This is a genomic window from Actinomyces massiliensis 4401292, from assembly GCF_000269805.1.
In the GTDB taxonomy this organism is placed as follows: Bacteria; Actinomycetota; Actinomycetes; order Actinomycetales; family Actinomycetaceae; genus Actinomyces; species Actinomyces massiliensis.
The window spans coordinates 208,234-233,637 of sequence record NZ_JH711481.1; the positions used below are offsets into that span (position 1 = coordinate 208,234).

26 protein-coding genes and 1 tRNA gene are annotated in these 25,404 nt (G+C 67.1%); 16 read left to right on the forward strand and 11 right to left on the reverse strand.

All coding sequences use genetic code 11. The annotated features are described in order from the left end of the window. The first annotated feature begins 2 nt into the window (after positions 1-2). The 3 genes from W5W_RS0100895 (at position 3) to W5W_RS14375 (ending at position 2,733) form a co-directional block, all read left to right on the forward strand. Entirely contained in the window at positions 3-995 is a 993-nt protein-coding gene (locus W5W_RS0100895) for a metallophosphoesterase (protein WP_029573983.1), read from the forward strand. A gap of 350 nt (positions 996-1,345) precedes the next feature. Beyond that, positions 1,346-1,419, forward strand: a tRNA-Pro gene (locus tag W5W_RS0100900). Positions 1,420-1,872: 453 nt separating this feature from the next. After that, positions 1,873-2,733 (forward strand): SDH family Clp fold serine proteinase, encoded by an 861-nt coding sequence (locus W5W_RS14375; protein WP_017193966.1) that lies wholly within the window; start codon positions 1,873-1,875, stop codon positions 2,731-2,733. 168 nt (positions 2,734-2,901) lie between these two features. Here the strand turns inward: W5W_RS14375 and W5W_RS0100910 are convergent, their stop codons facing one another. The 3 genes from W5W_RS0100910 to W5W_RS0100920 are packed head-to-tail and all read right to left on the reverse strand — an operon-like array spanning position 2,902 to position 4,819. Further along, complete coding sequence (locus W5W_RS0100910) at positions 2,902-3,633, reverse strand: hypothetical protein (protein ID WP_017193967.1); 732 nt, start codon at positions 3,631-3,633, stop codon at positions 2,902-2,904. Next, positions 3,630-4,436, reverse strand: coding sequence for an ATP-binding cassette domain-containing protein (locus W5W_RS0100915; RefSeq protein WP_017193968.1), 807 nt, complete (start codon positions 4,434-4,436; stop codon positions 3,630-3,632). Before W5W_RS0100915 ends, W5W_RS0100910 begins: the two co-directional genes overlap by 4 nt. Continuing rightward, positions 4,436-4,819 carry a GntR family transcriptional regulator gene (locus tag W5W_RS0100920; protein WP_017193969.1) on the reverse strand — a complete coding sequence of 128 codons (384 nt, stop codon included), beginning with the start codon at positions 4,817-4,819 and terminating at the stop codon, positions 4,436-4,438. The genes W5W_RS0100915 and W5W_RS0100920 overlap by 1 nt, the downstream gene beginning before the upstream one ends. Positions 4,820-5,310: 491 nt before the next feature. Between W5W_RS0100920 and rpsP the strand changes: the two genes are divergently transcribed. Together rpsP and W5W_RS0100930 are read left to right on the forward strand one after the other, a co-directional pair. Then, positions 5,311-5,757 (forward strand): 30S ribosomal protein S16, encoded by a 447-nt coding sequence (rpsP, locus tag W5W_RS0100925; RefSeq protein ID WP_017193970.1) that lies wholly within the window; start codon positions 5,311-5,313, stop codon positions 5,755-5,757. Between the two features lie 5 nt (positions 5,758-5,762). Beyond that, positions 5,763-5,999, forward strand: a complete 237-nt coding sequence (locus tag W5W_RS0100930; protein WP_017193971.1) for an RNA-binding protein — start codon at positions 5,763-5,765, stop codon at positions 5,997-5,999. A 58-nt stretch (positions 6,000-6,057) separates the two neighbouring features. Here W5W_RS0100930 and W5W_RS0100935 read toward each other — a convergent pair whose 3' ends face one another. Continuing rightward, on the reverse strand, positions 6,058-7,710 hold the full coding sequence (locus W5W_RS0100935) for an MFS transporter (RefSeq protein ID WP_029573984.1): 1,653 nt from the start codon (positions 7,708-7,710) through the stop codon (positions 6,058-6,060). A gap of 70 nt (positions 7,711-7,780) precedes the next feature. Between W5W_RS0100935 and W5W_RS0100940 the strand changes: the two genes are divergently transcribed. Both W5W_RS0100940 and W5W_RS0100945 read left to right on the forward strand, forming a co-directional pair. Beyond that, positions 7,781-8,395 carry a TetR/AcrR family transcriptional regulator gene (locus W5W_RS0100940; protein WP_017193973.1) on the forward strand — a complete coding sequence of 205 codons (615 nt, stop codon included), beginning with the start codon at positions 7,781-7,783 and terminating at the stop codon, positions 8,393-8,395. Between the two features lie 64 nt (positions 8,396-8,459). Next, a complete protein-coding gene (locus tag W5W_RS0100945; RefSeq protein WP_017193974.1) occupies positions 8,460-10,055 on the forward strand; it encodes a bifunctional phosphatase PAP2/diacylglycerol kinase family protein in 1,596 nt (531 codons plus the stop codon). Between the two features lie 85 nt (positions 10,056-10,140). On the opposite strand, the gene W5W_RS0100950 is transcribed toward W5W_RS0100945, so the two are convergent. Next, positions 10,141-10,650 (reverse strand): MarR family winged helix-turn-helix transcriptional regulator, encoded by a 510-nt coding sequence (locus W5W_RS0100950; RefSeq protein ID WP_017193975.1) that lies wholly within the window; start codon positions 10,648-10,650, stop codon positions 10,141-10,143. A gap of 59 nt (positions 10,651-10,709) precedes the next feature. On the opposite strand from W5W_RS0100950, the gene W5W_RS0100955 reads away from it, so the two are divergent. The 4 genes from W5W_RS0100955 to W5W_RS0100970 all read left to right on the forward strand — a co-directional run bounded on the left by W5W_RS0100955 (position 10,710) and on the right by W5W_RS0100970 (position 14,819). Then, positions 10,710-11,057, forward strand: coding sequence for a hypothetical protein (locus W5W_RS0100955; RefSeq protein ID WP_017193976.1), 348 nt, complete (start codon positions 10,710-10,712; stop codon positions 11,055-11,057). Between the two features lie 86 nt (positions 11,058-11,143). Next, positions 11,144-11,884, forward strand: a complete 741-nt coding sequence (locus W5W_RS0100960) for a TetR/AcrR family transcriptional regulator (RefSeq protein WP_017193977.1) — start codon at positions 11,144-11,146, stop codon at positions 11,882-11,884. Between the two features lie 375 nt (positions 11,885-12,259). Next, a complete protein-coding gene (locus tag W5W_RS0100965; protein ID WP_017193978.1) occupies positions 12,260-13,525 on the forward strand; it encodes an MFS transporter in 1,266 nt (421 codons plus the stop codon). 634 nt (positions 13,526-14,159) lie between these two features. Next, on the forward strand, positions 14,160-14,819 hold the full coding sequence (locus W5W_RS0100970) for an MBL fold metallo-hydrolase (RefSeq protein WP_008729545.1): 660 nt from the start codon (positions 14,160-14,162) through the stop codon (positions 14,817-14,819). Positions 14,820-14,868: 49 nt separating this feature from the next. On the opposite strand, the gene W5W_RS0100975 is transcribed toward W5W_RS0100970, so the two are convergent. Continuing rightward, positions 14,869-15,678, reverse strand: a complete 810-nt coding sequence (locus W5W_RS0100975) for a TetR/AcrR family transcriptional regulator (protein WP_017193979.1) — start codon at positions 15,676-15,678, stop codon at positions 14,869-14,871. A gap of 182 nt (positions 15,679-15,860) precedes the next feature. On the opposite strand from W5W_RS0100975, the gene W5W_RS0100980 reads away from it, so the two are divergent. Next, complete coding sequence (locus W5W_RS0100980; protein ID WP_017193980.1) at positions 15,861-16,568, forward strand: M23 family metallopeptidase; 708 nt, start codon at positions 15,861-15,863, stop codon at positions 16,566-16,568. A 127-nt stretch (positions 16,569-16,695) separates the two neighbouring features. Here the strand turns inward: W5W_RS0100980 and W5W_RS0100985 are convergent, their stop codons facing one another. The 3 genes from W5W_RS0100985 to W5W_RS0100995 are packed head-to-tail and all read right to left on the reverse strand — an operon-like array spanning position 16,696 to position 18,781. Next, the gene (locus W5W_RS0100985) at positions 16,696-17,445 is read right to left on the reverse strand and encodes an ABC transporter permease (RefSeq protein ID WP_029573985.1); all 750 of its coding nucleotides are present in this window, start codon (positions 17,443-17,445) and stop codon (positions 16,696-16,698) included. Positions 17,446-17,450: 5 nt separating this feature from the next. Then, the gene (locus W5W_RS0100990; protein WP_017193982.1) at positions 17,451-18,371 is read right to left on the reverse strand and encodes an ABC transporter ATP-binding protein; all 921 of its coding nucleotides are present in this window, start codon (positions 18,369-18,371) and stop codon (positions 17,451-17,453) included. A 2-nt stretch (positions 18,372-18,373) separates the two neighbouring features. After that, on the reverse strand, positions 18,374-18,781 hold the full coding sequence (locus W5W_RS0100995; protein WP_017193983.1) for an AbrB/MazE/SpoVT family DNA-binding domain-containing protein: 408 nt from the start codon (positions 18,779-18,781) through the stop codon (positions 18,374-18,376). Between the two features lie 588 nt (positions 18,782-19,369). On the opposite strand from W5W_RS0100995, the gene W5W_RS0101000 reads away from it, so the two are divergent. From W5W_RS0101000 to W5W_RS0101010, 3 genes are all read left to right on the forward strand, one after another. Next, positions 19,370-20,107, forward strand: coding sequence for a MerR family transcriptional regulator (locus tag W5W_RS0101000; RefSeq protein ID WP_238533211.1), 738 nt, complete (start codon positions 19,370-19,372; stop codon positions 20,105-20,107). 555 nt (positions 20,108-20,662) lie between these two features. Then, positions 20,663-22,081, forward strand: a complete 1,419-nt coding sequence (locus W5W_RS0101005; RefSeq protein WP_008731193.1) for a Mur ligase family protein — start codon at positions 20,663-20,665, stop codon at positions 22,079-22,081. Next, a complete protein-coding gene (locus tag W5W_RS0101010; protein ID WP_008731199.1) occupies positions 22,078-22,845 on the forward strand; it encodes a type 1 glutamine amidotransferase in 768 nt (255 codons plus the stop codon). Before W5W_RS0101005 ends, W5W_RS0101010 begins: the two co-directional genes overlap by 4 nt. 171 nt (positions 22,846-23,016) lie before the next feature. On the opposite strand, the gene W5W_RS0101015 is transcribed toward W5W_RS0101010, so the two are convergent. Continuing rightward, the gene (locus tag W5W_RS0101015; protein WP_017193985.1) at positions 23,017-23,301 is read right to left on the reverse strand and encodes a putative quinol monooxygenase; all 285 of its coding nucleotides are present in this window, start codon (positions 23,299-23,301) and stop codon (positions 23,017-23,019) included. Positions 23,302-24,219: 918 nt separating this feature from the next. On the opposite strand from W5W_RS0101015, the gene W5W_RS0101020 reads away from it, so the two are divergent. Beyond that, positions 24,220-24,714 (forward strand): NUDIX hydrolase, encoded by a 495-nt coding sequence (locus W5W_RS0101020; protein WP_008731185.1) that lies wholly within the window; start codon positions 24,220-24,222, stop codon positions 24,712-24,714. Between the two features lie 3 nt (positions 24,715-24,717). On the opposite strand, the gene W5W_RS0101025 is transcribed toward W5W_RS0101020, so the two are convergent. Next, the gene (locus W5W_RS0101025; RefSeq protein ID WP_029573987.1) at positions 24,718-25,296 is read right to left on the reverse strand and encodes a glycosyl transferase; all 579 of its coding nucleotides are present in this window, start codon (positions 25,294-25,296) and stop codon (positions 24,718-24,720) included. Positions 25,297-25,404 lie beyond the last annotated feature (108 nt).

The following is a 25,404-nucleotide window of genomic DNA, read 5'->3' on the forward strand; positions in this document are numbered from 1 at the left end:
GGGTGCCCGCCACCCGTAGCGCGGCGCGCTCGTTCGCCCGCGTCGCTGCAGGTGTGACTGCCACAGGATTGGGGCTGCTCGGCTACACGCTCCTTGAGGCGCGGATGCCCGTGCTCCGGCGCGTGGAGGTCCCCCTCCTCGCCGCCGACGAGCATCCGCTCACGATTCTGCACCTGTCGGATCTGCATCTGACCAACCGCACCGAGGCCCGGGTGGCCTGGGTGCGCGGCCTGGCCGCTTTGCGTCCTGACGTCGTCGTCGACACCGGGGACAACCTGTCCTTCGCCAATGGCCTGGAGCCGCTGGAGCGCGCGCTCGAGCCCTTCCTGGACCTTCCCGGCGCCTTCGTCCTGGGCGATCACGACTACCGCACGACGATCTTCAAGCTGCCCACGCGCTACCTGCGCTCGACCCCGGGGTCGGTCTACGCGAATCTCGATGAGGAGCATGTGGCGCTGCCCTGGGGCGAGGTGCGCGACCTGCAGGCTTCGGGAGGCTGGGCGGACCTGACTAACACCCGGAGCGCGCTCACCGTTCACGGGCGGAGGATCGAACTGGTCGGCGTGGACGACCCGCACGCCGAGCGCGACGCCTTCCCAATGCCCGAACTACCGGAGGACGGCGGTGCCGTCGGGGCCGTCGAGCCGGCCGTCCGGGGCCGCGACGGGCAGCCGCTGCGGATCGGCCTGCTCCATGCGCCCTACCAGCGCGTGCTGGACGCGATGGTCGCCGACGGCGTCGACCTGGCACTGGCCGGGCACACGCATGGGGGCCAGCTCTGCCTTCCCGGCGTCGGCGCCCTGGTGACCAACTGCGATCTCGACCGCGGGAGGGCCTCGGGCCTGTCGCAGTGGCCGGGACGCATCGGCTCGCCCGAGGCCGCGGCCGACATGTACCTGCATGTCTCGGCGGGCCTGGGCACGAGCCCCTACACGCCGGTGCGCCTGGCCTGCCGCCCGGAGGCCACGCTGCTCACGCTGCTGCCCGCCACCTGACTCCCGCCCTCTCCCCCCCCCGCCCCCGCCCCCGCCGCGAGATCGGTCCACTTCCGCATCGAAATCGGTCGAGTTCCGCGTCGAGATCGGTCCGCTTCCGCATCGAAATCGGTCGTAATCCGCGCCGAAATCGGTCCTGCACACACGCGAGCGCCCGGTCGGGTCTTCTCGACGACGCAGCCGACGTCCGGCATCAACCGACCGCCCGATCAGCCGGCGGGAATCACTGCCACTGCGCTCTCGGACTCCCGACGACGGCGGATGGGAACCCCTTCATCACGTGACCGATGCCTCTTCGGCGAGATTTCCGTCCACCCCGAAGACGCGACTATGCTGTCACCTGCTGCACACGGGGTGTGGCGCAGTTTGGTAGCGCGCTTCGTTCGGGACGAAGAGGTCGTGGGTTCAAATCCCGCCACCCCGACTCACATCGGTCAAGATCCGTGACCGCCAGCTTCCTGACACGGGCACGCGAGTCTTTGCTTGAACTATCCTCGCGCCGACTACTGAAGGTCCAGCCTCGATCTGAGCCGGCGAGCGCTAAAACGAGGCATCAATACGTGTCGCAGGAGCGTGTGACACTGATGTCATGCCTGGTGCTCCTGTCTCCTCACCGTACAGCCACGCCCAAGGCCCAATCTGTTGCTGCTATGCTTGTCAGAGAAAGGAGAGCTGAGATGTCTACCACAGTAGGATCCTTCACTCCCCCAGCCCGCTCAGTTCCGCCGATCCGCGACCCCCGCCCCATCGATCAGCGCACTGAGGGCTCGCGCACATGGCGAGACGATGTGGAAGAAGCCTTGAAGGCTCGTCACGTCGGCGCCCAGCTACGCGAAGGGAAGCCGAAGAGTTTCCGGCCCGTGGTCGGAAAAATCTGATGACTTCCCGAACTCCGCTGTTCGCTGCTGAGCATTCGGAACGTTACGAGCGCCAGAAAATCATCCGAGAATATCAGGAACTAACCGGCGCCAAGTTGATCGTCATCATTGATAGTATTTCACCAACTAACATGACGATCATGGAGGAGCTTCTTGTCGATCTGACAAAGGAACAGGATTTACACCTTATTCTGTGCTCCCCGGGCGGGGACGGCGAAACCGCTATTCGCATGGTTCGCTCCATGCAACAGCGCTGTCGCGAGTTGACCGTCATAGTCCCTGATATGGCTAAAAGTGCAGCCACAATCATCTGCTTGGGCGCCCACCACATCCTTATGGGACCTGGCGGCGATCTTGGCCCGATTGACCCGCAGATGATATTGAGAGATGATGATGGCCTGCGGACGGTAGCCAGCGCGAAAGAAATCGTAGCCGCCGTAGCGGAAGCTGAGGAAAGGACTACCACCAACCCTGCTTCCTTCCCCCTATTCGCCTCCATGCTTGCCGACGTCAACATGCTGATGGTCGAGCAGGCCAAGGCTGCACTCGCGCGCTCAGAGGCCTTGATGACAGAGGCACTGACTGTGCAAGGAGGTCGCTTTTCCGACGATGACGATAAGAAGGTTGAAGACCTCGTCAGTCGCCTTAAAGAACCTCTGATCGACGCACCGGCCAGCCACTCCGCAGTCATCTCAATAGACCATGCGCGTCGATTCGGACTTCCCGCAGAATCTCCGGAACTCGATAGCAAGGAGTGGCAACTGCTCTGGAATCTCTGGACTCGCTACTTCAGCATGGGGTGCTGGCCTCGCGGTAACAGAGCCATTTACGAAGGCGAGCTCGCCTCGCATGTAGGGTGAGGCAGAAAACGACCCAGTCAGTCGTCAGGACCTCATTCATTCTTTGCTTCTGCGCGAACCAGAACCAGGAGACCTCTCCATAATCACTTCTCGTCCACATGAGATTGTGGTGTCTCAGATGTACCGAGACACCACAATCCTCACCGAGATCGGTCCGCCTCCACCCCGTCAGGGCTCATAGCGGCGCAGGAGGAGCCAGGTGCCGAGTGGGCCTGCGACCACCACCAGAGCGGTGGCCAGGATGATCCACACGACGGCCCAGGGCGTGCCCCACTGGGTGACGATGCACCCCACGCAGGCGGCCATGATATTGAGACTCACCAGGATTGCGATCACACCCACCCACCAGGGCCGACGCTGGAAGAGCAGAGCGATGCAGGCGCCCACGAGGTAGGACAGCGCGACCACCGGCGCGGCCAGCACGGCGAGTTGCGGGACGACAACGAAGTTGATCCCCTCGATCCACCTGTCGAGCACGACGTCGGGAATCGTCAGCAGCCCGCAGAGAGCCGTGGATACCGCACCGAGAAGCATCCCGGTGCAGGTCAGCCACGTCATGACCGCGCCGCGCGTCAGACCGGCGCGCAGCAGCATCGGCGTGCGGGCGCCCATGACGATCCCGTGCGTGAAGCACGCATAGACCGCCACGTTCAAGGCGCACTGGGTGTAGAGGCCGAGGTTGACGTTCTCTATCGTCCTGCCGAAGAACGTGAGCGCGAGAAGGGACGCGGTGACGACCATGATCCCTACGGCTTGAATCACGCTCTGGACGGGCACGAGTTCGCGGAAGGCCATGAGAGTGAGTCTCCAGGTGCGCGAACCTGCGCTCCGCCCCTCACTGGAGTCGGGATACGACGGGCGAGGCCGCTCAGGCGGAGAGGCGACGGTGGCAGCGATCACGAGAGTTCTCCTTCGGTGAGGTTGATCAGAGCATCGGTCAGGGAGGCGAGCCCCTGGCCGGGGCTGGAGTGCGCGGCGCGCAGCTCATCGGCCCCGCCCGCCGCGACCAGGCGCCCCCGGTGCAGGACGACGACATCCTCGAGCAGGTCCTCGATCTCATCGACCTGGTGGGAGGAGACGACGACGGTGGGCCGCTCGCGCAGATACAGCGCCAGCAGCTCGTCCCAGAAGCGGCGCCGCACCACGACATCCATGCCCAGGTGGATCTCATCCAGCAGCAGGACGGGGCAGTGGCAGGCCAGGGCGAAGACGGCATCCAACGCGCTGCGCTGCCCCAGGGACAGGCGCGAGGGCCGGGTCTTCAGGGGGAGCTCGAAGACCTCCATGAGCCGAGCGGCCTCCTGAGCGTCCCAGCCGGGCCGGGTCGCGGCCCACAGTTCCAGGGAGCGGCGAGTGGGGGCGTTCTCGAGGAGGGAGCGGGGCCCGCCCAGGAAGGCGGTGGCAGTCATGGTGACGGCGTCGTCGAAGGCGGGACGCCCCGCAATCGTGAGGCTCCCGGAGGTGGGGCGGCGCAGCCCGGCGATGAGGGACAGCACAGTCGTCTTGCCCGAGCCGTTGCGGCCCAGCAGACCGGTGATGGTGCCGGGTCGCAGCGTGAGTCCGAGTCCATTCACAGCGGGCTCGCCGGCCTTCGCATACCGATAGGTGAGGCCGGTCAGTTCGACAGCCGGCCCGCCGGAGGCGGACTCGGCGTTGTTGAGGACGGCGCCGGAGGCATCGGGGGCGCCGGAGGATGCAGTCATTAGGACTCCTTGCGGGCGTGAGACTCGAGGTATTGGACGACGGCGTCGCGCAGCTCGGCATCGTCCAGGCCGAGCGCGAGGCCGGTATCGAGGGCGGGGTGGAGAACGTCGTCGGTATAGGCGGCACGGCGGCTGCGGCGCAGATCGGTTAGGGCGCCGTCGACGACGAACATGCCGATACCCCGCCGCTTGACCACCAGCCCCTCGTCGACCAGGAGCGCAACGGCCTTGTTCGCGGTGGCCGGGTTGATGCGGTAGCGAGTGGCGTATTCGGTGGTGGAGATCAGGCGCGCGCCCTCGGCCAGTTCCCCGCTGAGGATCTGAGCGCGGATCTCCTCAGCGATCTGAAGGTAGATGGGCGTCGCATCGTCGAAGTGGCGCATGGATCACCTCCTGAACTTCTTACTTAGTTAGTTACATGAGTAGTTAACCACCTAACTGATGATGGGACAAGCGGACCGCCTCCCGACGAGCCGGAGCGATGAACCGGACGCCGCTCAGCCATCCGCCATCGACACCACCATCGACACCAGTCGGCAGCAGAGCAAAGGTTCCCTCTCCAGTAGCAACCCGCCCTCATGGGTTGTGTGGACTCGAGGGCGATGTCGACGGTGAGCAGGGTGGCGGTTCCCAGCAGCGACCCGCTCTCGTGGGTTGTGTGGGTGGGTGTTGTGGGGGATCTCGCAGGGGGTGTGGGGGTGGGGGTGTGTGGTTGTGGGTGGGGGTGTTCTGGCATGATGGGTGGGTTGTTTGCGGCTGTGTGCGGTCCCTCTCCTGTGCGTGGTCGTGGTTGGTAGGTTGTGCGTCGCGGGCTGTTGCTTGATCCTCACCGGTGGGTGGCGTGCGCCGTCCTGGTTTGAGGAGTTTGTCTACTGTGGCAGTCAAGATTCGCCTGAAGCGCATCGGTAAGAAGTTCTCGCCGGTGTATCGGGTGGTGGTGCTCGATGCGCGTAAGAAGCGTGATGGGCGTGTGATTGAGGAGATCGGGTTGTATGACCCGATGCAGGAGCCGTCGTTGATTCGTGTTGATTCCGAGCGGGTGCGGTATTGGTTGGGTGTGGGTGCTCAGCCTTCGGATACGGTGCATCGTTTGTTGAAGATCACGGGTGATTATCAGGCGTTCAAGGGGTTGCCTGTGCCTGAGGGCAAGTTGCGTCTCAAGGATGAGGGTGCGGCTGCGCGGGCGCGGTTGGATGCGATTCGGTTGGCTGATGATGATGCGCAGAAGCGTAAGGCTGCGGCCTCCGCCCAGGCCCAGGCTGAGCAGGCCCAGGCTGGGCAGGCTCAGGAGGCTGGGTCTGAGGTGGTTGAGGGGGTCTGAGGCTGGTGTTGGCCGAGGCGTTGGAGCATTTGGTGCGCGGGATTGTGGATCGTCCGGACGATGTCTCGGTGGTCTCGCGGTCGTTGCGTCGTGGCCAGGTGTTGGAGGTGCGAGTCAATCCCTCTGATCTGGGGCGAGTGATCGGTCGTTCAGGGCGCACGGCCCGAGCCCTGCGCACAGTGATCGGAGCCGTAGCCCAAGCCCCGGTCCGCGTCGACGTCATCGACACCGACCGCCACTAACCCCACCCCCAAACACCAACCAACCCGGCCCACACCAACCCCAAACCCACCGGCACTTTCAGCCGTGCCGCGGCTCCGCCACCTTCCAAGCGGTCCAGATGACGTCGATGACGTAAACCACGAACCAGACGCGCAGCGCCCCCAGCACGACAGTGGAGAAGTCGGACGCGCCATCGAAGAGTCCGCGAACAGCGGCAATGATGTTCGGAGTCTCGCCACCGACACCAAGGATCGCCGAGAGAACGAAGCCGGGCACGGCCGCCCAAGCGATCAGGAGCGCCACTGCGAGTAGCCCGCTGTGCGCCGCAAGATCAGTGAGAAGCTCTCGGCGCGACTTCTGCGGCTTGGGCGCATTCGCCTCGGAGTTTGAATTCGCAGGGTCTGAGTTCTCTGAGCTCTCTGAGTTCGCATTCTCGCCCTGTACGTCGCGGAGGTTCTCATTCATAGAGGTCTCGACTTTCGATGATTCAGATAGTTCAGATGAGTCAGCGGAGGCCGATTCCAGTGCTGACTCCGGTGCGGGTTCCGGGTAGTTGGCCACGCCCAGCCGGTTCACCGCGGCAGGGATGAGGGCCGCCCCGGACAAGATCACGATCGCGCAGACGATGCAGACGAGGAACAAGCCCCCCGACTCGTAGAGGAGCCCCGCAGCCAGCGAGCCGAGGAATGCTCCGGCCAGGCACGCCGCCTCGTACAGACTGAGGCCCCGACCGAGGTGAGCCCGGCCTGCAGCTTCCGCGACGACTGCCTGCTGCACGGGAATCACCACAGACCATGCGACCGCGGAGAGCACCCAGAGCGCCGCGATCCAGGGCGGACTGGGCGCGAAGGCGAGACCGAGCGCGAACAGGGCGCTGGCCACCGAACCGAGCATGAGCATCGCGCGACGCCCCAGCCGCACAACCACGCGATGCAGAAAGGTGGGCAGGGCACTCATCGCGATCGCGCCGGGAAGGAAGACGTAGGCCACCTCCACCGCGCCGAGCCCGAATCCGCGTTGCAGATGCAGGATCAGCAGCAGGCTGACAGCCGCTTCTGCAGTCATGGTCACCACGATGACCAGCAGCATCGGTCGCAGCGATCTGCCGAGGCCCCGCAGGGATACGCTCGACAGATCGGCGCCCGCGAGAGCCGCGTCGTCCGCCGAGAGATCCTGACGACGGCTGCGGGACAACTCCCCCGCCGCAACGAGGCAGCACAGGGCGATGCCGACGAACACCCACCGATACCCGGCGACGGAGAGCAGGACGACGGCCGGGACAAGAATCAGCCAGCCGCCGGTCTCCTCCGCCTCGACGAGCTTGGCGAACACACTCGAGTCGGCACGAAGACGCTCCCCGATGATGGCCCGGATGGCGACCCACAGGAACGCGCCCGCCCCGCCGGTCACGACCGCCGCGATCAGCGCCAGCGGGAGTCCCGTTGCGAGGGCATAGAGCCCGCATCCGACCGCCAGGACGCCCGCCCCCAGCGCAGCAACCATTGCGCGGTCCGCGCGGTCGACCACCACGCCGGCCATGGGGCGGACCAGGAACGCCACCAGATCGCTCGCCGCGACCAACAGGCCCGTCTCCCATGCCGAGAGTCCGAGCACCGCGCCCGCGAAGAGCGGCAGGACGAAATCGACGACCTGTTCGGTGCCGCTGGTGAGTGTTGCGCTGTCCAATGTCCGCCGCTCACGCCGTAACGCAGGGCTCACGGTAGCCGTCATCGGAACTCCATTTTGGAAGCACAGGTGAACTAACAAAATGATGCTAACACGGACGTGTTACCATCAGAAAGTGCCGAAGCTCATCGACCATGACCGGCGACGCGAGGAGATCGCGACGGCGACCTGGCGCGTCATCCTCGCCAATGGCGTCAGCAGCGTGTCCATCCGCACGGTCGCGGCAGAAGCGGGCATCTCCACCGGCTCGCTGCGCCACGTCTTCCCGAGGAAGACCGATCTGCTCGTCCACGCCATGCAACTGGTGGACCAGCACGCATGGGAGCGTATCCAGCGCCACCTCGACGAGCCGGACGCTCGCACGCGCGCGCTCGCCATCATCAAGGAACTGCTCCCACTCGACGCCGAGCGCCGCGCGGAGATGGAGGTCAACATCGCACTCATCGCCGAGGCCCCCAGCAATGAGGAGCTCAGGAACGCTCGGGACGAAGCCTATGAAGTACTCCGAGACGCGTGCAGGCGCATGATCACCAGCCTTCACCACGCCGGACTGACCGAGCCGGGGCTCGACATTGAGGCAGCCACCACCACCCTGCACGGCCTCATCGACGGGCTGGCCATGCACATGCTCATCAACCCCGATCCCGCCTTCGAACAGCAGGCCCTCCAGAGGATAGAGGCCGACCTCGACCATCTGCGATATTCGACATGCCGTCGCGCCGATCGATAACCAGTCTCTGTAGCATGGGCGGCAGGGAATGCGTTCTCGTGCTGCCGGTGAGGAGGTTGCGGCGATGTCCCGTGTCTCTGCGGCACTGCACGCGCTCCCCCGCCACCTTCCCGAGGCCACACTGGCCGCGATATTCGCCCTGCTGTTCCTGCTCTGGAGCGGATTGACCCTGACCGGGTACACCGCTGTCCTCGACACCCACATACACCCTCCCATCCTTCGACCGCGCTCCTACCTCGGCCAGGTTGCCGAGGCCTTCTCGCTGATCACGCACCCCTTCTTCATCGTCGTCGCCATCGCAGGGGTAGCCGTCTTCTCCTTCAGGCGTCGCATGCGGCGCCTCTCCCTGGCACTGACGGTCGCCGCCATGGGCATCCCCCTGCAGACCGTCCTCGCCTTCACCACGCACCGCCCCCGACCACACACCGCCTTCGCCGACTCGATCTCCCACATCGGAGGCGCCTACCCGGCCAGCCATGTCACGGCCATGACCCTGGGCGCCTGGGTACTGGTCACCCTGACCCGCGCGCACCGGCGCGGCACCTCCTCAGTGGCGCAGTGGACCACCATCGGCTTCGGCGCCGTCCTGCTGACCACCGTGTGCCAATGGGTCATGGGCCTGGCGCACCTGTCCGACATCGTGGGCGGGCTGCTGCTCGGCATCGCCGTGGCGAATCTAGCTCTCAGCATCGGCGGAGTCGATTCGATCCTGTCCGCCTGGGCGCGGATGCGCCTGCTGCGCAGCAGCGGTGGCAAACGTGCGGCCATCATCCTCAACCCGGTCAAATTCGACGATCTGTCCCTTCTGCGACGCCGAGTCGAGGCCGAGGTGCGCGCCGCGCGATGGAATCCGACGCTCTGGCTGGAGACCACGGTTGACGACCCCGGCCACGAGCCGGCCCGACGCGCGCTGCAGGCCGGCGTCGACCTCGTCCTGGTCGCCGGCGGCGACGGGACGGTTCGGGCCGTTTCATCGGAGTTGGCGGGCACCGGCACGCCCATGGCGCTGCTGCCCGCGGGCACCGGCAACCTGCTCGCCCGCAACCTCGGCGTGCCCCTGGACACCGACGCCGCCCTGCGCCTGGCACTGCACGGACACGCCCGGGCGATCGACGTCGTGCGCTGCGAGACCGACAGCCCGGACGACGACGGCATCCTCACCCAGCGCTTCGTCGTCATGGCCGGGATCGGCCTGGATGCGCAGATCATGGAGAACACGAGCGACGACCTCAAGAAGGTCATCCGCTCGGGCGCCTACGCCCTGGCCGCGGTGCAGAATGCCGCACCGGACCCGTTCACGGCCACCGTCACCCTCGACGACGGCGAGACCATCGAGCAGCAGGTGGTGATGGCGCTCCTGGGCAACGTCGGCACCATTACCGCCGGAGTGCCGCTCTTCCCCCAGGCCTCGCCGTCAGACGGGAAGGTGGACCTCATGCTCGCCAGTCCCGACCGGGTCGTGGACTGGGCGCGCTTGGGTGCGCAGATACTCACCGGCCGGGACCAGGAGGGCTTCACCACGATGAGGGCCTCCCGCCTGCGGATCACGACGGACAGGCCGGTCCCCTTCGAGATCGACGGCGACATCGCCGGCACTACTCGCTCGCTGGCCGTCGAGATCGAGCCGGGAGCGCTGTTCGTCATCGCCCCGGGGCGCTGATCACCCCAGGCAGCCCCGCGCCGAGATCGGTCGCACTCCGCGCCGAGATCGGTCGGACAGACGCAGGTGACGGACTACGCCCCACTCAGCCGCCGCCGGCATCGGCAGAAGGGAGACTCCGCTCAACCGACTCGTCCAGCCCAGCCGGCCCAAGCAGCCCAGCCGGCCCAGCCGACTCAGCCAGAAACTCGTCCAGAGCCGCACGCCCGGCCGGAGACAGGCTTGCGCGAAGCTCGGCGTCGAGACGCCGGGCGGCATCCGCGCCCAACGCGAGCAGGCGCCGCCCCTCGGCGGTGATCTCGATGATGTGCGCTCTGCGGTCAGTCCTGCTCCGTGTTCTGCGGACGGCCCCGAGCCGGACGAGCTGATCCACTAGTGAGACGACCAGACTCGGCGCCACGCGCATCGCGGAGGCGATCTCCCGCTGGGACGATGCCACCCCGGCGTCGACGACGGCGAGCAGGCCCACCTGCTTGTGGGTAAGCCCGGTCCCCTCGATCCGCGCGGAGAAGGCCCTGGTGATCTGCGCGCCGAGAACCCCTAGCCGAAAACCTGCTGACGACAGAATCGCCGCACCGCCCTCTTTCTCTTCCATGGACGCAATGATACGGTATCGAATCATTCACAACTGAACGATATAAGGAAGTGATTGCGATGCCCTGGTGGCTGGCGCTCATCAACACGATCATGGGAGCGGGCGCCGCTGGTTTTGCGGTGGCAGCCGTGATACGACCACGACTGCTCGCCCCATCCGACAGCGCCAATCGCGACGACCGCTTCTACCCGGCGATGTATGCGGCACGGAGCGCGCCTCTCGGCGCGCTGGTCGTCGTCGCCGTCTGGCTCGCCCCGACCCCACTGACACCGCTCATCCTGGGCGCGGCCGCGCTGGCTCAAGTCGGAGATGCCGCCATCGGCTTGTCATACCGGATTCCGGGCATGGTGGTCGGACCCGCCATCGCCACCGCATGTCACATCGCCGGAATCATCGCCCTGCCCTGATCGAGCCGAGCGCCACCGCCCCCTGTAGCCTGGCCATCACTCGGAAAGCAGCCGCACGGCGACAAGGGACGCGACGAGGAACAGGGATGGCGGGAACCAGGAAAGGCGCAGCCGAGAAGCGCGGTTTTTACCACGTCGGACTCGACGCCGACAAGGTGATCGATGCCGCCGTCGCCCTCTCCCAGGGCGACGGCTTGGCGACGTGGACGCTGCGCGATCTCGGCGAACGACTCGGCGTCGCCCCCTCGGTCATTTACCACCATGTGGGCGGACGCGAGGCTCTGAGCCGGCACGTCGTCGAACGGATACTCACGCTCGTGGGCCAGCCGACCACCGCGATGCCGTGGCGGCAGTGGTTCCGCGAAGCGCTCTACCCGTTGCGCCCGGTGCTGACCGACTACCCGGGCACAGCCAGATGGCTGCTGCTGCACGGGCCCGTCTTCCCGGGCGCCGCACCGGTCGTGGACTCCGGGATCGCCTCGCTGCAGCAGGCGGGCTTCGGCCGCCACGCAGCCCTGGCGTACTCCTCCCTGGTCAACACCGCGATGATGACGATCACCACCATGGACGATCGACGCCTGCACAAGGACGACGGCCCGCACGACCACGCCACCCTCATGCGCTCCCTCAGCGGGATCGCCACCGACAGCACGGGCATCTCCCTGCTGATGAGCGACCTCATCGCCCAATTCACAGGCTCGGCCGAGGAGATAGCGGCAGCGCAGGACCGCTACTACCGCTTCGTCCTCGAACGCCTCATGGACGGCCTGGAGGTAGGACTCGACGCCGGTTTCGACGCCGACCTCGAAGCCAACCCATTCGCCTGAACGGCCGCTCATCGCGCGCCGCAGGCGCCGCGAAGACGACGGCGCGGCACCCGCCGGAGACCGCTAGAGAACCCGCCACAAGCGCAGCACTGTCCCGCTACAGCCTCCCGCACTGCCGCCAGAGGACAACCTCAGTAGAAGCGGGCATCGTATCTTGTTATTAGAACATTGTTCACATAGGGTTGCCTGCATTCCACCGGGAACGGATGCACGGATGCCCGAATGCGCAGATGCACAGGTATCACTGCCCGAATCACCAGGTGGAGATCACCACCCACCCAGAGCCCGAAGGTCCGGCGGTCCGGGGATCCGACCGGAGTCGAACCTCCGGACCGCGACTCCGAGCGGGAACGATTCGAGAGGAGACAACAGAATATGAACGCTTCGCAGAGGACGGGCGACACCCGAGCCTCCTCACAGGTCGGGATCGTTCTCGCGACGGTCTTCCTGGCCTACCTGGGGCAGACGACCCTCAACCCCGTCATCGCACCGCTGTCGCGGGAAGTCGGACTGGACGAATGGCAGATCGGCGTGACGATCAGCGTCGCGGCGGTCATGGTCGTCCTCACCAGCCAGATCTGGGGGCGGCGATCCCAATCATGGGGGCGCAAACCGGTTCTCATCGCCTCCCTGGCGACCTGCACGGCGGCCATGACGCTCTTCGCCATCATCGCCGCAATGGGCATCGGCGGGAGCCTGAGCAAGACGCCGTTGTTCATTATGTTCGTCCTTGTCCGCGGCATGCTCTTCGGCACGGCGCTGGCGGCGATCCTCCCGACCGCTCAGGCCTACGTCGCCGATATCACCTCCAGCGAGGAGGAGCGGGTGCGCGGCATGGCGGGAGTGGGGGCCACCCAGGGCATCGCCTCGATCGCCGGGGCCCTCGTCGGCGGGCTGCTGTCGGGGATCTCGCTCATGGTGTCGGTCGACATGGTCCCGGTATTCTTGTTCGCGGGGCTACTGGTGGTGATATTCGTTCTGCGCCGGGAGTCCCGAACCGAACTGGTTGATGAGCCCGCGCATGTCAGCCCTTTCGACCCGCGGGTCTGGCCCTTCCTCATGGCCGGATTCGGCATGTTCACCGCACTGGGCCTCATCCAGATCGTCACCGGTTTCCTCGTCCAGGACCGCCTCGGCCTGGATGCGGACACGACCGGCCTCTACACCGGCGGTGCACTGCTCGCCGCCGGCATTGGAATGGTGATCGCTCAGACCGTCATCGTGCCGCGCTCGAAGTGGGCACCTTCGACCCTGCTGCGCGTCGGCACGCTTCTGGGAGCCGGCGGATTCGCCCTGCTCGCGCTCAACAGCGGGTTCGTGCTCATCGTCATCTCGGTGACGGCGATCGGCATGGGCGTCGGCATCGCCATGCCCGGCTACACGGCGGGCCCCACACTGCTCATGAGCCGAGAGGAGCAAGGCGGCCTCGCCGGCCTGATCGGCGCGACTAACGGACTGACCTACGCCGTTTCACCCGCGGCAGGCACGGCCATGTACGGCCTCTCGCCTATTCTGCCCATCGCTGTCGGGGGTGCGATCCTCGTCGCCGTGTTCGTCTTCGTCCTCATCCACCCCGGATTCCGCCGCGCCCCGGAGAGCGCCCCGGAGGCCGCTGCGACCGGCGCGCCCCGGGCCGACTGAGCCCGGACGCGCAGAGGGCCCAGATCTGACGGACAGTGCTGGGAGACGCTTCCGCAGTCTCCAGGGCCTTGCGCTCCGATCAGAGTCCTGCTGGGACTCTGAGTCAATATCCCAGTTTCCCGGGGAGCCACCCGGCAGCAGCCGAGTGGCTCCCCACAGCTATGCCCGATCGGGGGAACGCGGAGCCCAGTAGACACTGCGCCCGATCAGCCCGATCGTGCCTCACCGGCCCCTCGAATCCCGCCGGGTGGCCACTCCGCCACCGCCCAGACCGACTCCTCGGACCCTTCAGAGGCGAGTGTGAAGCCGGTTCGCACATGGGAGAGAGGCGATCCGATGGAGCGAACGCCAATTTTCGTTGGAATTCCAGGGATCCACCCATGTCGTCAAGGCGACTTGTCGCGCTCCCATGTGCGCGCAGGGGGGTCTGCGCACATGGGAGCACGACAACTCGCCTTGACGTAAATTAGAAAACCGCAGAATCGTAAGGAAAAACGGCACTCGACCCGGTAGGGCCCTCCTCTCCCATGTGCAGTCCCCGTCTCAGAGCCCGCCAGAGCAACCGCATCCCGGCCCCGCTGCGCCGAGGAGCACACGCCACTTCTCACACATGCCACCGGGATAGCCTGCCCCCATGCCAATCTCGATCCGAGTGACGAAGATCCACCACGCCTGTCTAACGATCGACGACGGCCGCACACGGCTTCTGCTCGACCCGGGGCAACTCGGGCGCCATCCCGGCCTGGATGGTATCGACGCCGTGCTCATCACCCACCGTCACTCCGACCACCTCGACACCGGCCTCGTCGAGGAGGCGCTGCGTCGCGGCATTCCCGTCTGGGCGCCGGGGGACGCGCTCGATGAGCTCGGCGGACTCGGCGCCCGAGGCGAGGACGGCCTGCGCGAGGCGGTCACGGGCACGACCCTGCGCATTGGCACCCTGCCCGTCCAGGTGGCCGGCAACCGCCACGCCGAGGTGCACCCGACACTCCCGGGCCCGGCGAACCGCGCCTACCTGGTCGATGGGCGGGTGCTCGTCACCGGGGACGAGCACCCGGTCCCGCCGGACCGCCTCACCGCCCTAGTCACCCCGGTCGACGCCCCGTGGCTGCGCGTCGCCGACCTGATCCGCTACGTGCGCGCCCTGCGGCCGGAGCTCGTCGTCGGCGTCCACGACGGCCTGCTCAATACGGACGGCCTCGCCGTCGCCCGCCATGTGATCGAGTCGCTGCGGCGCGAGGGCGCGGCCCGGGCCACCATGCTCGCCGACGGTGAGGCGATCATCGTCCCTTGACAGCCGGCCCCGGCGGCGGCACAGGCCTCGGGCCGGACCCACGCCTTTTTCACCTCCGCGCCTCAAGCGTCTGGGCAGCGCGTTCCCGGACGACCCGATGGAGGGGCATCTCCCCCTCTCCGTCCCGAGAGCCGGAAACCGGCTCCGCCGTCCACCCCGGTTCCAGCAGCCTCAGCATCCCGGCGCGCAGGAGGGACTGGTCGATGGCGGTGCTGCCGGCCAGGGACAGGACCGCCGCCCCCTGGTCGAGGGCGGCCAGGAGCGCTCCGAGCCGCTCGTCGGTGAGAGAGTCCCCCGCCTCTCCGACCCCCGCGTCGCGGCTCTCCACGCCTTCGATCTCCGCGTCGCCGCACCTCGTACCGCCGTCCCCGGCCTCTCCGGCCCCGACGCCGAAGGCGCCGCCCCTCCCCGCCCGATCGGCCGGATCTCGGCGCGAGGACTCGACAACGGCGGCATAGGCGCCGACCACCTGGTTGACCCGTTGTACGACCTGTCCGCTCAGGCGCTCGTTGCGGGCGGCCACCGCGATGAACTCCAGGGTGGCCAGGGCGAGGCCCCTGACGGCCTCCGCGGCCTCGCCGTCGGCGGCCAGACCCCCCGGCTGCGGCCCGAAGGCGTTCCAGCCTCGGCCCGTGGAGCCCTCGATGTCCTTGTCCAGGACCGCCAGAAACAACTCGGCCTTGCCCGCGAAGTTGGAGTAGACGGCCCCCTTGGAGAAGCCCGCGGCCCGGGCGATCCGGTCGAGCCGGGCGCCGTGGTAGCCGGCCTCGGCGAAGGCCGCGCGTGCAGCGAAGACGATGGCCTCGCGAGTCTGTCTCTGGCGGTCGCGCCTGCTGATCGGATCGGGAAGGTCTATCACTCGACCGATCGTAAAGGCGCTCCCACCCGTTGCACGCCCTCTCGCACTCAGATACTCTTAGTATCCAAATACTGATAGTATCTGAAAGGTATCCCGTGTCCCGCCCCGCTATCACTCGACGCCGCGCGGTCCTTGCGGGCCTGGTCGCGGCGATCACCGCCGCGACCGTTGAAAGGAGATCGATGACAGGCACGACGGCCTCCCGCCCCCTTCCCGAAGACGGGGTGGTCGGACGGCTCCCGTTCGATGGGTCGTGGCTCACCGAGATCAGTCCCACGCGGCAAGTCCCCAGCCACGGAACCGACCTGTTCGGCACCACGTACGCGATCGACTTCATCGCGGTCGACGAGGCCGGTCGGACGGCGCCCGGCTACAGCCTGCGGACGATCCTCGCGACCGAGCCCCCGGAGCTATTCCACGCCTTCGGCCGGCCCCTGTACTCGCCCGTGGCGGGGACGGTGGCAGCCGTCCACGACGGCGAGCCCGATCACGAGGCCCGTCGGTCCCCGCTGACGCTGATCCCGTACGGGCTGAGCCAGTCGAAGCGGATCCGCCGGGGAGCGGCCGGAGTCGCAGGCAACTACGCGGTCATTCGGACCGCGGGCAGCAGCCTCTATGTCGCGCTCGCGCACCTGAGACGGGGCTCCCTGCTCGTCTCGCCCGGTGACCGGGTTGGCCCCGGGGACAGGATCGGCAGCTGCGGCAACTCCGGCAACTCGACGCAGCCCCATCTCCATATCCAGGCCATGGACGGACTCGACCTCGACGTCGCCCGGGGAGTCCCGCTCCGTTTCGAGCAGTTCCGGCAGCACGCCCCCGGCCGGCGCGCCGCGCCGGCGCACCGCCGACTGGCGTGCCCCGACCAGGGCTCGGTCATCAGCGCGGCGTGACCGGCTGAGGGAGAAGCAGGACTGGACCGATCTTGATGCGGAAGTGAACCGATCTCGTGGAGGGCGACGGCGCGGGCGGAGCGGCGGGGCCCGCCGGCACCGCGGGGCCCCGTCGCCGGCGCCCCGCTCACTCCCAGCGGAAGAGCCGGGCCGCGAGCGCGCCGCAGACGATTCCGAAGCCGAGGAGGACGACGGCCGATCCCCAGTGCGCACCCCAGCCGTCACCGGCCCACAGGCCCCGAGTGAGGTAGGTGAGCTGAGTCAGGGGCGAGAAGCGAGCCACCGAGAGCACCCCCGACGGGAGCACGGACAGAGGGACGGCGGCACCCGAGGTGAAGATCAGCGGGTACAGCAGGATGTTGCCGAGTCCCTGAGCCGCGCCCGGGGTGCGCAATCGGTACGCCACCAGGTAGCCGAGCGCGAGGAAGGCGGCCAGTCCAAGCAGCGTGGCGAGGAGCGTTGACAGCAGGGCCACCGCCGATGCGGGCCGGACTCCGAATGCCACGATCGCAATGCCGTACATGGTCGCGATGGACAGGAAGGTGAGAACCGCGCGGGACAGTACGTCGGCCGCCAGGTAGAGGCCCGGTTTCAGCGGGGTGACTTGGAAGCGCCGCAGTACCCCCGCACTGCGCTGAGTCGCCATATCGATGGGCACCATGACGACAGCGGAAATGGCGATGACGATGCCGGGAAAGGCCGTGAAGTTCGTCTCCAAGAACCCCTTTCCTCCGAATTCAGGGGTCGGATCGTTGCCGAAGATGAGGCCCATGACGAGGACGAACACCGGGGCGAAGGCGATCGAGAAGATGACCGCTGCGGGCTCACGCAGGGTGCGCATTGCAGTGACCCTGCACAGTTGACGGAAGGTTTTCATTGGGGTCAGTCCTCCTCGCGCATCGAACGGCCGGTCAGGGAGAGGAACACGTCCTCGAGCGAGGGCGCCGAGACGCGCACGTCACTGACGGTGGGGCCGGTCTGCTCTATCGTGTCGATCATCTGTTGTGGGAAACGTGTGCTCGTCGAGTGCACCTGCACCTGGCAGTCGCGCACTCTGACGTTGGAGATCCCATCCAGCCCCTCCAGGAGTGCAGCGGGCACAGGGCTGGAAGTGCGCAGCCGGATCTCCGCACCGCCGCCCAGGGAGGCGACCAGGTCGGGAACGGTGTCGAGGGCGATGAGGCGTCCGTGATCGACGACGCCGACCCGGTCGCACAGCGCCTCCGCCTCCTCCATGTAGTGCGTTGTCATCAGCACGGTGGCGCCCCGTTCCCGAATGGAGCGCACCACGTCCCACATGGCCAGGCGCGCCTGCGGATCGAGGGCGGTGGTGAGCTCGTCGAGGAAGACGATCTCGGGCCGGTTGATCAGGGCCAGGGCGATGAACACCCGCTGGCGCTGGCCGCCCGAGAGCTTCTCGACGTAGGCATCGCGCTTGCCGGCGATCCCCAGCTCTTCCAGGAGCTCGTCGGTGTCGGCGGGGTCGCTGTACATGGAGGCGAAGAGGTCCATCGCCTCGCGCACCTTGATCTTGGGCGGCAGCGCCGCCGTCTGCAGCTGGACCCCGATACGGCTCCGCCAGGCCGGGGTGGGGCTGGCCGGATCGGCGTCGAGGACGCGCACGCTTCCGCCACTGGGAGTGCGCAGGCCCTCCAGGCACTCCAGGAGCGTGGTCTTTCCCGCCCCATTCGGCCCGATCAGGCCGAAGATCTCTCCCGCTTTCACCTCGAAGGAGACCCCATCGACGGCGGCGAGTTCGCCATATGTCTTGGTCAGATTCTCAACGACGATTGCAGTACTCATTGTCACTCCTCCTCGGACGACTTCTCGGCGGCAGGTGATGGGGCACCCGGATTCGAAGGGGGGCCCGCCTGGGAGGCAGAGCCCTTTTCTGGAGCGACACTCGGGTCCGCGGCCGGATCCGGATCGTCCGCACCCGCCTCCGGGGCGCTCGGACCCTGACCGCCGAAGGCCGAGCGGACGAGCATGGCGAGCGGATCGTCCTTCGGAGCACGCTCCAGCAAGCTGGCGAGCGGGATGAGCGCCAGCCCCTGGGCCGGATCTGTCAGGACGATGAGCTGGTCCCCGGGTTCGAGACCGACATGCTTGCGGGCCTGCGTCGGAAGGGCGACTTGCCCCCTCTGCCCGACGGTGACCGTTCCGAAGAAGCCTCTGCCGTCCGGCCCGATGTGGGACGGGTTGCGCGGTACCACGATTCCTCCTATCACTCTGCCACACAAAACATGCATGACATGCAAAACATGTATGACGTCTATGTTGCACCCATCACAACAGATGCGCAAGAGGGTGACGGCGGTCTCTTTCGAAAGAGGCGCCCCCGCGGGCGCGCCCAGGGACCCAGCTACGCACCACCCTCGAGATCGGTCGCATTCCGCCTCGAGATCGGTCCGCTTCCGCGCCGAGATCGGTCCAGTTCCGGCTCGAAATCGGTCCGCTTCCGCCCCGAGATCGGTCCAGTTCCGGCTCGAAATCGGTCCGCTCCCGCCCCGAGCCCGACGACGATGACGGGCTTGCGCGGAGCACTCGCCCGACAGAAGCCTCATTGGGCGAGGCAGCTCCCACTCGGGCCACGGATGTCGCGACTGTCTCGGCTGTCTCGGCCATCGTGACTGTCTCGACGCCGCCCCGGTGCCCTTGCCACACGCTCGGACACCCTTGTGTCTGCCACGATGTGAGGGTGTGTGCTCACTCCATGGATCACGGCGAACGCATGCTGCGCATCGGCACTTTCTCAACGCTGTCGAGGATCAGTGTGCGCATGCTGCGCTACTACCAGGAGCATGATGTGCTCGTTCACCGACCCCTTCAGCGGCTATCGCTACTACAGAGCCGAGCAGCTGGTCGATGCGCATCTGGTCGTACAACTGCGTGACGCGGGCTTCCCCGTCGCGTCAATCGCGCAGCTCGTGGTCTGCGCAGATCCAGCCAGGGTCGAGGCGGCGATCGCCGCACAACGCACCGAACTCCTACGTCAGCAGGACGCCCTGCGAGGACAGCTTCTCGCCCTGGATCGCATCGGCACCACACTGAGAGGACACGTCACTATGACTACCATGACCGATGTCACCGTCACAACGCTGCCCCGGATGGAGGTGGCCGGCCTGCGCCGCACCATCGCCGACTACCACGCGGAAGGCCTCCTGTGGCAGGAGATCATGCCCCTGCTGGAGAAGTCCGGCGCTCGTCTTCCCGACGGCGCCATCGGCGGGGCCACCTACTACGACGCCGACTACCGGGAGGCCGACGTCGACGTCGAGGTCTGGCTCCAGGTCTCCGAGCCGTTCGATGCGACCCCGCCCCTGGAACGCCGCACCCTGCCCGCGCAGCGGATCGTGACCGCCACCGTGCGGGGCGACTACTCCCAGATGCCCACGGCGACCACGGCGATCGGCGCCTACATCGCCGAGCACGGCCTGCGCACCGGCCCGATGTTCAACATCTACCGGGTCAGCCCGGCGCAGAGCGACGACCCCAACAGCTGGGTCACCGACGTCTGCTTCCCGATCCTTGATGAGTAGGCGATCGGCAGAGGTGTAGCCGCTGCACCGACCGGCCCGCCGAGCACGGGCTTCCTCCCGGCACTCTGCAGCATGAAGCTCCAGCAGATCCTGAGCGCGCAGATTGTCAGAAGACTCGTGTCACCGACTTCGCGATGCCCCTGCATGACAGCGTCCAACGCCGTTGGCAACTCGTTCGTGAAAGCATCTGTGTCGTCGAGACGGGCGCGAGCGCGCGTGAACCGATCTCGACGCGGAACCCGACCGATCTCGGCACGGAGTACGACCGATCTCGAGCCGGAACCGGACCGATCTCGGCGAGCACCGAGTCGGGAGTCTGCTCCCAGTCGAAGCCCTCGCTGTGCCCCGGCTCGGGCCCGACGGTCCATGTGACGCATTTCCCGGCCATAACCTCTCGAACCTCTCGAACCTCTAGGTTCCCATCCGGAGGCTGCTCGGGCGGCATGGTGGCGCGACCGCACCGGGTCCCGGTCGCAGGCCGCACGGACGACGCGCCCGCTCGCAGGTGGCCCTAGACTAGCGCCGCCCCGTCATCGACCTGCAGGAGCCGCACCCATGGACCTCTCCCCCGCCGCGTCCCTGCGCTCCCGCATCACCGTGGCCCTGGGCCGCACCGCCCGCCTCGTATCCCGACTGCGCGGGGGCGGCTCGGGCGGGACCGCACTGCCCGGCCTCGTCGTCGAGAAGCTCGACCCCGGTTTCCTGGCCCGTACGCTGGGTCAGCTGCCCATGGGCGTGGTCGTCGTGTCGGGCACCAACGGCAAGACGACCACGACGAAGATGGTCGTTCAGCTCCTGCGCGAACAGGGCCTCAAGGTCCTGACCAACCGGTCGGGCTCGAACTTCGTGCGCGGAGTACTCGCCTCGCTGCTCACCGAGGTCGATGCGGGCGGTCGCCTGAGCCACGACGTCGCCGTCCTGGAGCTCGACGAGGCGCATGCGGTGCGCTTCGTACGACTCATCAAGCCCCGCCACGCCCTGCTGCTCAACGTCATGCGCGACCAGCTCGACCGCTTCGGCGAGATCGACTACACCGCCTCGCTCCTGCACAAGGTCGCCCTGGCGACCACGGGCTCCGTCGTCGTCAACGCCGACGACCCGCGCCTGGGGGCCGACGCCTTCACCGGGGACCTGACTGCCCGCGTCGCCTCCTTCGGCGCCGGGCCGGCCCTGCGCTCCCTGTTCCTGTCCGACGACGATCTGCGCACCGGCGCGGCCTCTCCGCAGGACGATGCCGACACGGCGAGCTCAGCTGATTCAGCGACCGCAGAGGCCCCGGCGAACCCGACGACCTCAACCTCAGCCACCCCGACGCCGCGCGTGAGCCTGCAGTCCCTGAGCGGCCAGGATGCCGTCGTGCGCGTGGACGGGGCCGATCACGACGTCGCCTTCACCATCCCCGGCATCCACAACCAGCTCAACGCCTGCGCCGCCCTCGCCGTCGCCCTGGAGACGCTGGGGGACGAGGCCGACCTGGCGGGCCTGCTGACCACGCTCGCCAGCGTCCAGGCGGCCTTCGGGCGCGGCGAGGTGCTGACCCTGGACGGCCGTGACGTGCAGCTCTCACTGGTGAAGAATCCCGCAGGATTCCGCATGGGACTGCTCACGGCCGCCGAGGCCGTGCGCTCCGGCGGCCCGGAGTCGGTCATGATCGCCATCAACGACGAGTACGCGGACGGCCGCGACATGTCCTGGCTGTGGGACGTCGAGTTCGCGGGCCTGCGCACCGAGGGTGTTGCCGTGGTCACCGGAGTGCGCGCCTGGGACATGGCGCTGCGGCTGCGCTACGACGAGGTGCCGATCGGCACGGTCGAGCCCGATCTGACCCGGGCCGTGGCCCTCCTGCGCCGGGCCGCCTCCGCCGCCGACGACGGGGCGGGCCGCCCCATGCGCATCTTCACCACCTATACGGCCATGCTCGCCCTGCGCGCCCATCTGGCCGAGCTCACCGACGTCGAGGAGGCCCTGACATGAGCGAGCCGACCTACCTGCACGCGACCGATGGCGCCGCTCGCGGGCGCCTGCGGCTGCTTCAGCTCTACCCGCGGGACATGAACATCTACGGCGATTGGGGCAACGCCCTGGTGCTGGCCCGCCGCGCGCAGTGGGCGGGCTACGACGTCGACCTGCTCTCCTACGACCCGGGTGACGAGTTCCCGGACGACGTCGATCTGCTCGTGGGCGGTGGCGGGCAGGACTCGGGGCAGGAGCGCATCAAGGAGGACCTGGTGGAGCGGGGTCCGCAGCTGCGCGCCTGGGCCTCCGACGGCATGCCCATGCTCGTCATCTGCGGGCTCTACCAGCTCTTCGGACACCGCTTCATCACGGGCACGGGCGCCGAGATCCCCGGCATTTCCATTCTCGACGCCGAAACCGTGGCCGGGTCGGGCCGGCTGATCGGGAACATCACCCTGGAGTCGAAGGACTTCGGGAGGGTGGTCGGTTATGAGAATCACTCCGGCCTGACGACGCTGGCCGCCGGAGTCGCGCCCTTCGGGCGGGTGCGCTCCGGTGACGGCAATAACGGCAAGGACGGCACCGAGGGCGGCCGCGCCGATCATGTGATCGGCACCTATCTGCACGGCTCCCTGCTGCCCAAGAACCCGGCCGTGGCCGACTGGCTGCTGGCCCGCGCCGTCGAGCGCGCCGGCGGGACATGGGAGGGCGGCAGCCTGGACGAGCGGGCCGATGCCTGGGCCGAGAAGGCCCGCAAAGTGGCGGCGAGCCGGCCCCGATGAAGCTCCGCCGCAGCGCCCGCCCATAACTTCCCATCACGGGCCATGGAGATGAGGGGCAGGGGCCGATCTTTCTTCAACGAAGGAAGTCATGGTGCGGGTCTCCGCCCTGGCGCCAATACCGCTGGAGGCCTCGAACCGCCGACATGAACAGCCCGAGGTTCAAGCGCCCAGTCAGACCTCCTCGTACTGGGCAATAACAGGGGCGTTATCGGAGAGTTCGACCATCCGCGGAACGAGGTCGGTGAAATGCTCGGAGGCGTTGTGGCTGTCGACGGCGGCGGTGTCGGCCCACTCCTCAATGAAGGCGAAGACACCGGCATCCTCGCGGGAGATGACGAATCGGTAGGAGGCATTTCCGGCCTCCGCGCGGCTGCCGGCAGCAAGGCGATGAGCGAGTTCGATGAAGCGCTCACGATTGTCCTCGGGAATGGAGAACGTAGCGACGATGGTGATCATGGAACTCCTTGATTCAATCAGTGCGCCGGCGGCTCACCGGCCATCAGGACGCGTCCGATGCTACGACCCCGGAACGCACGGGCGTGAGTCACTTTAGCGTCGCCTCTCCCCTGCCCGACGCGCCGGATCGGTCTTATGGCGGGTGTCGCGTGTCAGGGCATCTGGGACAGGGGTGGGTGTTTGGGGTGTGGTGGTTTTCGGTGGGGTGGTTTTCGGGTTGGGGGGTCGTGTGAAGTGGGCTGGACGGCCGCGGGGTGGCTCTGCCGGTGTTCTCGTGGCCCTCGTGTGCAGGGGGGGTGGTGGGTGTTGCACACTCGCGTGCATCCGGCGTCGGTGGGAACCGCGGAATCACGCGGAACAGCAATGTCGGTAGCGGTAGTGGTCATGCTCCCATGTGCGTAGACCCCCTCATTGCACATGGGAGCCCGACCACCACACACAATGATCGCCCTAAAATCTCGTCATTCCAACAAAAACCAGCTCTTGCCCCGCAGAAGCCCCGCCCTCCCATGTGCAACATCGAAGACAACCAACACCCGCCAGGCACACCCACCGCGCCCCGCACTGAGATCGGTCCACTTCCGGCTCGAGATCGGTCCGATTCAGCCCGGCCAACCCGACGTCGAGACGCGCACGACGAGCTCGAGGGCCAAAGCCGCATGCCGCACCTCAGAACCTCCGGCGAACAGCAGCCCCGCGGCAGCACGACCGATCTCGACACGGAGAGCGACCGATCTCGAGCCGGAGTACGACCGATCTCGAGCCGGAGTACGACCGATCTCGACGCGAGTTTCGACCGATCTCGGCGCGGAAGCGGACCGATCTCGACGCGGAACTCGACCGATCTCGACGCGGAAGCGGACCGATCTCGGCGCGGAACTCGACCGATCTCGGCGTTTGTTGCTCTAGGCTCGATCTATGGCGACTCCCGAGTTCATCGTGGCCCTGCGCAAGAAGATCGGCCACGACCTCCTCTGGCTGCCGGGCGTGAGCCTCGTGGTCGTCGATGACGATGGGCGGCTCCTGCTGGGGCGGCGCTCCGACAACGGGCAGTGGGCCGTGATCTCCGGCATTCCCGAGCCCGGAGAGCAGCCCGCGGCCGCGGCCGTGCGCGAGTGCGCCGAGGAGACCGGCGTGGACGCCGAGGTTCTGGCCGTCGCCGGCGTGGGGGCAGATAAGCCCTTCGCCTTCCCCAACGGGGACAACTGCGCCTTCATGGACATCACCTTCGTGGGGCGGCCACGACCCGGCGCCGCGGCCCATGCCCACGCGGCCGACGAGGAGTCCACGCAGGTGGGCTGGTTCCACCCTGATTCCCTGCCCGAGCCCCTGGCGGCCTCCTCCCCCGCTCGCATCCAGGCGGCTCTGGCGTGGCTGGCCGATCCGACCTCGGGAGCCCGGTTCCAGCTCTGATTCCTATTCCTGAGACGTTCGCGGAACTCGAATCCCGACACGCTCCATATTGTCAGCCTGCTCGCCATTCGGATCGAGAGGCTTGGCGGCGGTGAAGATCACTCGCACGTTCTCCGGAGTGGTGACCTCGACCTCGAGGGAGTTCCAAAGAGTGCTGCGGGGCCCGCGCACGCACCCCGGAATCAGACGGTCACAGGTCTCCGCGATCGTCTCGATCTGACTGAGCACACAGGAGAAACTGACTGCAACCCTAGGAATCCCTGCAATTTCAGGAGTCGAACTCGCGGCGGAAGCCGCAGGAGCAGCATTCCCGTCAGCCGGAACCGACTCGTCGCCCGCCGGAACCAGCAACACGTCCTGAAACGCCCAGCGACGCAGATGCACGAGCTTCCCCGGAATATCGAACAGCGTGAAGAATCCGAAGCCCTCGGCCCAGAATTCCGCCGACCCCTCCAAATCCCGCGTCGGAACAGTGACGAACATCGGCATGCCGTAAATACCGCGGAAAGGCTCGGGAGGTCGAGCATCCTCGGCGGGCGCGGGGACCGGACTCATCTCAAAGGCATTGAATAAATCGCTCATGGGAGCACCCTCGGACCTGACGCAGCGTGAGGGTCAAGGCACCCCCAAGGCGATCCCATAAGGTAAGGCGTTCCTAATGTCTACGTTTCGACATTGTCAAGTAGGAGC